Genomic DNA, 8,186 nt, shown 5'->3' with positions numbered 1-8,186 from the left:
CAATAATTTCATCCAGCAATCCCTGATCATAAAACTGACCGGCTAAATCTCCTCCGCCCACGATCCAGATATTTCGATCGCCCGCCACCTGGGTCATTTCTTGATGCACTGAGCGGACATCCCCTTTGACAAATTGAATATCTGCGCCTTCAATCAGGGGCAAACTGCGCGAGGTAAAGACCCAGGCGGGTTGTTCATACGCCCATGCTGGCGATCGATCGGCTCCCTCGCCCGTTGGATGGTTGAGAATCCATTCGTAAGTCGTCGAACCCATTGCGATCGCCCCAACGTCACGAACGAAATCTGGATAGCTGCTGCTGTCGGGTTCGCCAAACTGAAAGAGCCACTCCAGGGAGTTCTCTGAATCAGCAATAAAGCCATCTAAACTGGTGGCAGTGTAATACTGAGTTTTCATTGGAACATGCTTTCAGTGAAATACAACTTAATAGGCAGGCGAAGCGATCCAGGAGATTGCTGCTCCCAGGGCAGAACCCACAATGACCTGCACGGGCGTGTGTCCCAGAAGCTCTTTCAGCCGATTTTCATTAAAGGTAGGATGCTCACGAAACAGCTCATCAACGATTTGATTGAGAATTCGCGCCTGCTTTCCGGCTGCCTGCCGCACTCCGGCTGCGTCGTACATTACGATCACCGCAAACACAAAGGCGATCGCAAATTCGCCGCTTTCCCAGCCTGCGGTTTGTCCAACTCCGGCAGCCAGAGCCGTGACGAGCGCAGAATGGGCACTGGGCATTCCTCCGGTTTCAACCAGGGTGCGGAAGTTAATCTTACCGTCGCGAATTAAATCAACAAAGACTTTGATAATCTGCGCCAGCACAGAGGCAAGCAGCGAGACGAGCAGCACGTGATTGTCAAGGATGGCGGGAAAGTCCTGCATGATGGCGGGTAGCGAGTTTTTGCGAATAGCCTAGTTTTTGCGAGCAGTAATGTAGTCAGCCAACGCCATCAGCGGATAGGCACTTTCTCCATAGGCTGCGAGATTTGCCTTTGCCTCGTTCACGAGCTGATCTGCCTGACGCTTTGATTCCTCAATGCCCCAAAAACTGGGATAGGTCGCTTTTTGGGCTTGCAGATCTTTGCCTGCAGTTTTGCCCAGCTCTTCTTGCGTGGCGGTGATGTCCAGCACGTCGTCAATAATTTGAAACGCTAGCCCAATGTTTTGAGCGTATTCTGCCAACCGCTGGCGATCGCCTTCATTTGCCCCCGCCAATATTGCGCCGCACACCACCGCTGCTTCCAGCAGTGCTCCAGTTTTGTGGCGATGAATATAGGTCAGCGTGTCCACCGTGACATCCGATCGCCCTTCGCACTCCAGATCGACCACCTGACCGCCGACTAGACCCGCTGCACCCACCGCACGGCCCAATTTAGCAATGACTTGCAGAACGCGATCGGCTGGGACATCCTGAGTTTGGGCCGCGATAAATTCAAAGGCATAAGCCAGCAGCCCATCGCCTGCCAGAATCGCAATATCTTCGCCGTAAACTTTGTGATTCGTAGGTTTGCCGCGCCGGAAGTCGTCGTTGTCCATTGCGGGCAAGTCATCGTGGATCAGCGACATAGTGTGGATCATTTCCAGGGCGCAGGCGGTTGACATTGCCATTGCAGTCGTACCGCCGATCAGCTGACAGGTTGCTAGACAGAGAATTGGACGCAGCCGCTTGCCCCCTGCCATCAGTGAGTAGCGCATCGCCTCATAAATTTTTTCGGGATACACCACGTCGATCGAGCGAGCGAGGGCTGCCTCAACCTGTGCCTGCTGTGCTGCCAGATAGCGTTTGAGGTCGAATTCGAGATACTGCTGACTGTTGGTTGCAACCATGCTTTAATCCGCTTGAGCCACTAAACTTGTCATTCCTACACCATGAACGCGCATTTCTGAACGCGCACTTTAAACGCACAGCGGCAATGCAAAGCAGTTCCTGTTTGGTAATCGGCTACAGGCGCTGGCGATAACTCCATACTGTATTGTGCAACAGCATGGTCACAGTCATCGGTCCAATTCCGCCCGGAACCGGAGTAATCCAGCCTGCAACAGCTTTGACCGCTTCATAATCCACGTCTCCAACCAGCCGGGATTTTCCCGTTGCCTCATGGGTGACACGATTGATTCCCACATCTACCACAACCGCGCCCGGTTTCACCATCTCCGGCGTAATCAGATTCGGGCGACCAACTGCCGCGACCAAAATATCTGCGCTGCGGGTGACTGCGCTTAGATCTGGGGTGCGAGAGTGGGCAATCGTCACCGTGGCATCTTCTGCAAGCAGCATCAGGGCGATCGGCTTGCCCACCAGAATGCTGCGTCCGACCACGACTGCCTGTTTGCCTTTTGCCGAGATGCCGTGTTCCTGAAGCAGACGCATTGACCCGGCAGGCGTACAGCTTTGCAGCCCTGGTTCCCCACGCATAAGACGACCCAAATTCACCGGATGCAGCCCGTCTGCGTCTTTGTCGGGATTGATTTGATTCAGCAGGGCGACCGCGTCCAGATGATCGGGCAGGGGCAACTGCACCAGAATCCCGTCTACGCGATCGTCTTCGTTTAAGCTCTGAATCGTCTGCTCTAAATCTGCCTGGGTCGCGTCTGCCGGAAAATGCTTGCCAAATGAAGCGATCCCCACCCGCGCACAAGCCTGCTCTTTATTTCGCACATAGGCAGCACTGGCAGGATTATCGCCCACCATCAGCACTGCTAAACCGGGCGGTCGTCTATGGCGATCGCTCAAGGATTCTACCTCGTCGGTCAGTTCTGCTTGAATTTTGGCTGCGAGTGCTTTGCCGTCCAGGATGCCTGTCATAGTGAGTTGAGGGTGAGCGTCAATGGGCAAAAATCCCTTTGATTATCCAAGGTTGATTCGCGACTGCTGAATGCTCAAAGTCCTTAGTTTAGCGTCTATTGTCGCCCTCGTATCTCGATCGCAGCCGGGAGTTAAGATTCGTGATTCCTGGGCAGCTCATTCTGGCTGTCAACGTTACTTCAATCAGAATAAAATCTTCAGTCGGAGCAGTCGTACAGAATTCCCTGGTGTGGAGGTGACGTGAAAAGCCGCAATCATGCTGTCCTGTTGCTTAAAAGCCTTGCCTCCTCGCACCGATCGATCACCCTAACCGGAAAATGGTTTCGCGTTGCTCCGGGTCTTGCCGCCGGAACCCTTCTTCTTGCCCTGCTGCTTAATAGCTGTAGCCGCTTGACAACAGTACAGGATGTGCAAACCCGTCCCCGTCGGTGGTCTTCTACAGTGCAACTTGAGGGAACAGTGGGCGATCGAGTACCGCTGATTGGGGCAGAAGTGTACGAGCTGAAAGACCCGACAGGCGAGATCTGGGTCTTAACGGACGATCGCACCCTGGAAACAGGGGAGCAGGTGAAAATTCGAGGAAAAATTCGGATTGAGGAAATCACGATCGAGGGGCAAACTGCGGAGGAAGTGTACATTGAGCAGCAGCACCTGATCGAAAAACAGCCGCGATGATTGATCCCACAATCCAACTCGACTCAAGTTCCCAGGTGGCGATCGCCATTTTGCACCAGAACAATGGCTCCTCGAGGGGAACGGCTTCACTGCGATTTTTGATGCAGCTGCGGGATGACAAGCCTCAGATTCGCTATCCGGGCGTATGGGCGTTTTTTGGCGGACATCTCGAACCGGGGGAGTCTCCCGAGCGGGCAATCTGGCGCGAACTTCAAGAGGAAATTGGCTATCAGCCGCCCTACGTTCGATACTTCCGCGCCTACAGGACAGAGATGCAAGTGATTCGGCACGTTTTCGCGGTTCCGCTCACGGTTCCCATCACCGATCTCGAACTCAATGAAGGAATCGACTTGAGACTGCTTACCATAGAAGAAGTAAGGCGAGGCGACTGCTATTCCGATCGTATCGGGCAGATTCGCGCCCTTGCCCAACCCCATCGGCAAATTCTGCTAGATTTTCTTAGAGAGGGATTCTCGATCGCAGACGAACCTGAGACCTAATGGCAGCGAAATTCTCTAAATCGAAACCCTATCGCATCCGGGAAAGCACCAAAGCAAAGCACGTCAGCATCAAAGTGACGCATCTGGGCGACGTAGAAATTGTCGTGCCGAAGGGATTCGATCGCCGTAAGCTTCCCGAAATTTTGGAGAAGCGCAAAGATTGGATTGCGAAAACCACCCAGCGGATTGAAGCTGAGCGGCAGTCTTTTCCGGGGGATGCAGCAGAGCTGGGCAGCGACGGCATGATTCCTGAGCGGTTGTGTCTCCGAGCGATCGATGAAAACTGGACGGTGCAGTATCAGCCCGGCAATTCTTCGGTGAAGACGATCGCTGCTAGCTCCCAGATCCTGCTCTTTGCTCCTACCCAGGAACCTGCTGTTACCTACAAACTCCTGCGCCACTGGCTCAGCCGCCGAGCCGAACAGCAGCTCGTTCCCTGGCTTCGTCAGCTCAGCTCCGAAATCAATCTTCCGTTTCAAACCGCAGCCGTACGTGGGCAAAAGACGCTGTGGGCAAGCTGTTCGGGCAAGAAAAATATCAACCTCAACTACAAGCTGCTGTTTCTGCCGCCGCATCTGGTGCGTTATGTTCTGATTCACGAACTCTGCCACACCATTCACCTGAATCACTCAGCAAGCTACTGGGCACTGGTCGCCCGTAAGGAACCGCAGTATCGGGAGCTTGACGCAGAGCTAAATCGTGCCTGGGTTTATGTGCCGGAGTGGGTGGAGCGGTTTTTTGAGTAGGAATGTGGATAGGTGGATGAGGAGATCAGAAGATGAGGCGAAGGCGTAGTTGGCGAAGGCATAGGATGGGTTAGCGTAGCGTCATGCATTGAATCTAGAGATGGGGCTGTCGCTCAAAAAGCCGAAGACAAGCTGTTTCTGGTAGTTCTGGCTATCTATTTACGCTGCATTGTGTGAATCTTCGCTCTCAAGAATCGATCGATGCGAACATAGAACATAGTGTTCCTGTTGCTTATCAGTACAACTCAGTACAACGTACGACCTGCTATGACCGATCGCCCCCTAGAGGAAAGTGCTTCGCACCCTGCTGCTCCTGACCAATCTGATTTGCTTGCTGCACTGGGTGAACCACTCATCCCGATCGCCCCGCCTGGCTATCGGTCGGGCTTTGTGGGCATCATTGGCAGACCCAATGTGGGCAAATCAACGCTGATGAACCAGCTTGTCGGGCAAAAAATCTCTATCACTTCTCCGGTTGCTCAAACGACACGCAATCGCCTGCGGGGAATTCTCACGACTCCAGACGCACAAATTATCTTTGTCGATACCCCAGGGATTCACAAGCCCCATCATCAACTAGGCGAAGTCCTGGTTAAAAATGCTCAAATTGCGATCGACTCGGTCGATGTGGTGCTGTTTGTGGTTGATGGGTCTGTGCCGTCAGGCAAGGGCGATCGGTTTGTGACTGACTTGATTCGGCGTACCGAAACGCCTGTGATTTTGGGACTTAACAAAATCGACCAGCAGCCTGAAGACCGCGAGGCGATCGAGCAAATTGATCAGACCTACGCCGAAATCGCTCAAGAGCGCGACTGGTCGCTGGTAAAATTCTCAGCGTTGTCGGGAGCCGGGCTAGAGGAACTGCAAGCTACCCTGGTTGGCGCACTGGAACCCGGACCCTATTACTACCCGCCCGATCTAGTGACCGATCAGCCCGAACGCTTCATTATGGGCGAACTCATCCGCGAACAGATTTTGCTGCATACCCGCGAGGAAGTGCCCCATTCGGTTGCCATCGCGATCGATCGCGTCGAAGAAGCCCCTGACATTACCCGGATTCTGGCAACAATTAATGTGGAGCGAAACTCCCAAAAGGGGATTATCATCGGCAAGAGCGGACAAATGCTGAAAACCATTGGGTCAGCCGCCCGGCAGCAGATTCAAAAGCTAGTGATGGGCAAAGTGTACCTGGAGCTTTTTGTTAGGGTGCAGCCGAAATGGAGACAGTCGCGTAACCAGCTTGCCGAGTTTGGCTACCGCGTTGAGGAATAAAGTTAGATTGGCAAAAACTTTATCTCGTCCATGCTCCGTGGGTTTCACCCGGATCGTCCGGTTGATGAATTGCGACCGTGATTTCATTTCACCTGTGGGCACTCTAGACCGGGAAGCTCATTCGATGACTGGTGCGCCTAGCTGCTACCTGACGCGGTGAAACGCCACACTTGTGAAGTCGCGCAAGGCAAGTACTCAGCCGCTTTCGCTCTCGCCTTAATTTCGCTTTCCGTTTCATGCTGTATTTTTCGCTGAGCCTGTGTCTGATCATCACCTTGAAGCCGATTTCAATTTGCCTTTGAGACAGGGTTTGACGCCTGCACTGTCTCCCATTTCCGCTACGAATCCTGAACCGAGTATTTCTTCTCAAGACTGGGAGCGACAACAGGCAGAATGGCAAAAGCTCGTCCGGGCGATCGCCCGTTCAGCCAATCAATCGCTGGATCTGCATCGAATGTTGCAAACCGCGACCGATAAAGTGCAGCAGGTTCTCCAAACCGATCGCGTCCTAATTTACCACTACAAACCGCGCAGCAAGGGCGACATCCTGGCGCAGTCGGTTACAGAAGCGCGCTGGCAAGCAGAGCCCCGGTCCGACCTGACGCGTCAGTTTCGGGCACTCTGTCGTCAGATCAACCGATCGAAGGCACTGGTGCAATCGGGCGGATTTAATATCGACACGTCGAGCCGCCATCACTTTCAGATTCAAGCAGAGGTGAGCATTCCGGTGATCGTGCAGGATTCGCTCTGGGGTCTGCTGGTGGTGCATCAGTGCCGTGCAGATCGCCAGTGGAAAGCCTGGGAACTCAACTTGCTGCATCAGCTTGCAATTCACCTGGAAAGCTTAATCCAGCAGGCAGAACTGTATCAGGAAGTGCAGCGGCTCAACACCAACCTGGAACGGCAGATTCAAGCCCGCACTGCAGAACTTCAGCTCGCGTTTGAGTTTGAGGCAACGCTGAAGCGAATCACCGACAAAGTGCGCGACAGCCTGGACGAAGATCAGATTCTTGAAACCGTCGTGGCAGAGCTGGCAAAAGCAACGGGCGTTGTTGGCTGCAATGCTGCCCTCTACGACCTGGAAAAAAGCACATCAACTATCCACTACGAATACACCAACGATCTTTCTCCCTATCAGGGGCGGAGCGTCTCTCTGGAAGCCTTTCCCGAAATCTACAATCAGCTTTTGGAAGGTTTATCGTTTCAGTTTTGTTCGCTCATGCCCAACCCAGTGCGGGGGCGAGTTGCCATGCTCACTTGCCCGATCGTTGATGACCAGGGAGTTCTGGGTGATTTGTGGCTGATTAACCAGGCGTTTTGCCGCTATACCGAGCAGGATATCCGGCTGGTGCAGCAGGTAGCAAACCAGTGCGCGATCGCCATTCGACAGGCGCGGCTATTTCAGGCAGCCCAGGCGCAGGTCAAAGAGCTAGAGCGGCTCAATCGGCTCAAGGACGACTTTCTTAGCACCGTGTCTCACGAACTCCGCACCCCGATGGCAAACATGAAAATGGCGATTCAAATGCTGTCGGTCGCGCTCAAACAGGCAGGAACTATGGAGGGGCAGGAGCAGCGCATCGCTCAATATTTCCAGATTTTAAGTAAAGAGTGTCAGCGTGAAACCAGCCTGATTAATGACCTGCTCGACCTGTCCCGCCTCGACTCTGAGAGTCAAACGCTCAACCTCACTCCCGTTGACCTTAAATCCTGGCTACCTGCCATTACGCAGTCCTTTACTGAGCGATTGGAGGAACAGGAGCAGCAGCTCAAAATTCAGGTCTCTCATCCTTTGCCGCCGATCGTCACCGACCTGGGCTATCTGGAGCGAATCCTGCTCGAACTGCTGCAAAACGCCTGCAAGTACACCCCAGCCAGGGAAACCATTACGATCGCTGCCTCTCTCCTGCCTCCTAAAGAAGCCGATCAGCCCTGGATTTCGTTGAGCATCAGCAACACAGGTGTACAGTTGCCCGCTCCAGAACTATCCCGCATCTTTGAAAAGTTCTACCGCATTCCCAACAACGATCCCTGGCAGCACGGCGGAACTGGACTGGGACTAGCACTCGTGAAAAAACTCGTTGAACACCTGGGCGGAAAAATCTGGGCCGAAAGCAACACCAACGAAACCTGCTTTTCCATCCTCCTCCCAACCCCAAAAAACGCCCTCTGAC

Annotated in this window: 9 protein-coding genes; 5 read left to right on the top strand and 4 right to left on the bottom strand. The window is 53.6% G+C overall.

Annotated elements, in window-relative coordinates; translation table 11 throughout:
- The 4 genes from H6F80_RS20060 to folD all read right to left on the bottom strand — a co-directional run.
- Positions 1–415: dihydrofolate reductase family protein (locus H6F80_RS20060; protein ID WP_190793291.1), on the bottom strand; the 415-nt coding region annotated here is incomplete at its 3' end.
- 27 nt (positions 416–442) lie between these two features.
- The gene (locus tag H6F80_RS20055; RefSeq protein ID WP_190793290.1) at positions 443–898 is read right to left on the bottom strand and encodes a divergent PAP2 family protein; all 456 of its coding nucleotides are present in this window, start codon (positions 896–898) and stop codon (positions 443–445) included.
- A gap of 30 nt (positions 899–928) precedes the next feature.
- Entirely contained in the window at positions 929–1,843 is a 915-nt protein-coding gene (crtE, locus tag H6F80_RS20050) for a geranylgeranyl diphosphate synthase CrtE (RefSeq protein WP_190793289.1), read from the bottom strand.
- Between the two features lie 115 nt (positions 1,844–1,958).
- Positions 1,959–2,822 (bottom strand): bifunctional methylenetetrahydrofolate dehydrogenase/methenyltetrahydrofolate cyclohydrolase FolD, encoded by an 864-nt coding sequence (gene folD, locus H6F80_RS20045; protein ID WP_190793288.1) that lies wholly within the window; start codon positions 2,820–2,822, stop codon positions 1,959–1,961.
- 240 nt (positions 2,823–3,062) lie between these two features.
- Here folD and H6F80_RS20040 point away from each other — a divergent pair, with 240 nt between their 5' ends.
- The 5 genes from H6F80_RS20040 (at position 3,063) to H6F80_RS20020 (ending at position 8,185) form a co-directional block, all read left to right on the top strand.
- Positions 3,063–3,497, top strand: coding sequence for a hypothetical protein (locus H6F80_RS20040; RefSeq protein WP_190793287.1), 435 nt, complete (start codon positions 3,063–3,065; stop codon positions 3,495–3,497).
- Positions 3,494–3,997, top strand: a complete 504-nt coding sequence (locus H6F80_RS20035; RefSeq protein WP_190793286.1) for an NUDIX hydrolase — start codon at positions 3,494–3,496, stop codon at positions 3,995–3,997. Before H6F80_RS20040 ends, H6F80_RS20035 begins: the two co-directional genes overlap by 4 nt.
- Positions 3,997–4,743, top strand: coding sequence for a M48 family metallopeptidase (locus tag H6F80_RS20030; protein ID WP_190793285.1), 747 nt, complete (start codon positions 3,997–3,999; stop codon positions 4,741–4,743). Before H6F80_RS20035 ends, H6F80_RS20030 begins: the two co-directional genes overlap by 1 nt.
- Before the next feature lie 267 nt (positions 4,744–5,010).
- Complete coding sequence (era, locus tag H6F80_RS20025) at positions 5,011–6,015, top strand: GTPase Era (protein ID WP_190793284.1); 1,005 nt, start codon at positions 5,011–5,013, stop codon at positions 6,013–6,015.
- 259 nt (positions 6,016–6,274) lie between these two features.
- On the top strand, positions 6,275–8,185 hold the full coding sequence (locus H6F80_RS20020) for a GAF domain-containing sensor histidine kinase (protein ID WP_190793283.1): 1,911 nt from the start codon (positions 6,275–6,277) through the stop codon (positions 8,183–8,185).
- The last annotated feature ends 1 nt before the right edge of the window (position 8,186 follow it).

The sequence above is a fragment of the Leptolyngbya sp. FACHB-711 genome (assembly GCF_014695615.1).
In the GTDB taxonomy this organism is placed as follows: Bacteria; Cyanobacteriota; Cyanobacteriia; order Elainellales; family Elainellaceae; genus Leptolyngbya_A.
This window is presented reverse-complemented; position numbering and strand designations above follow the sequence as displayed.

What these genes read in the sequence shown, in the direction of transcription:
- H6F80_RS20055 (WP_190793290.1), bottom strand. Translation starts at nt 898, where the DNA reads ATGCAGGACTTTCCCGCCATCCTTGACAATCACGTGCTGCTCGTCTCG.
- crtE (WP_190793289.1), bottom strand. Translation starts at nt 1,843, where the DNA reads ATGGTTGCAACCAACAGTCAGCAGTATCTCGAATTCGACCTCAAACGC.
- folD (WP_190793288.1), bottom strand. Translation starts at nt 2,822, where the DNA reads ATGACAGGCATCCTGGACGGCAAAGCACTCGCAGCCAAAATTCAAGCA.
- H6F80_RS20035 (WP_190793286.1), top strand. Translation starts at nt 3,494, where the DNA reads ATGATTGATCCCACAATCCAACTCGACTCAAGTTCCCAGGTGGCGATC.
- H6F80_RS20030 (WP_190793285.1), top strand. Translation starts at nt 3,997, where the DNA reads ATGGCAGCGAAATTCTCTAAATCGAAACCCTATCGCATCCGGGAAAGC.
- era (WP_190793284.1), top strand. Translation starts at nt 5,011, where the DNA reads ATGACCGATCGCCCCCTAGAGGAAAGTGCTTCGCACCCTGCTGCTCCT.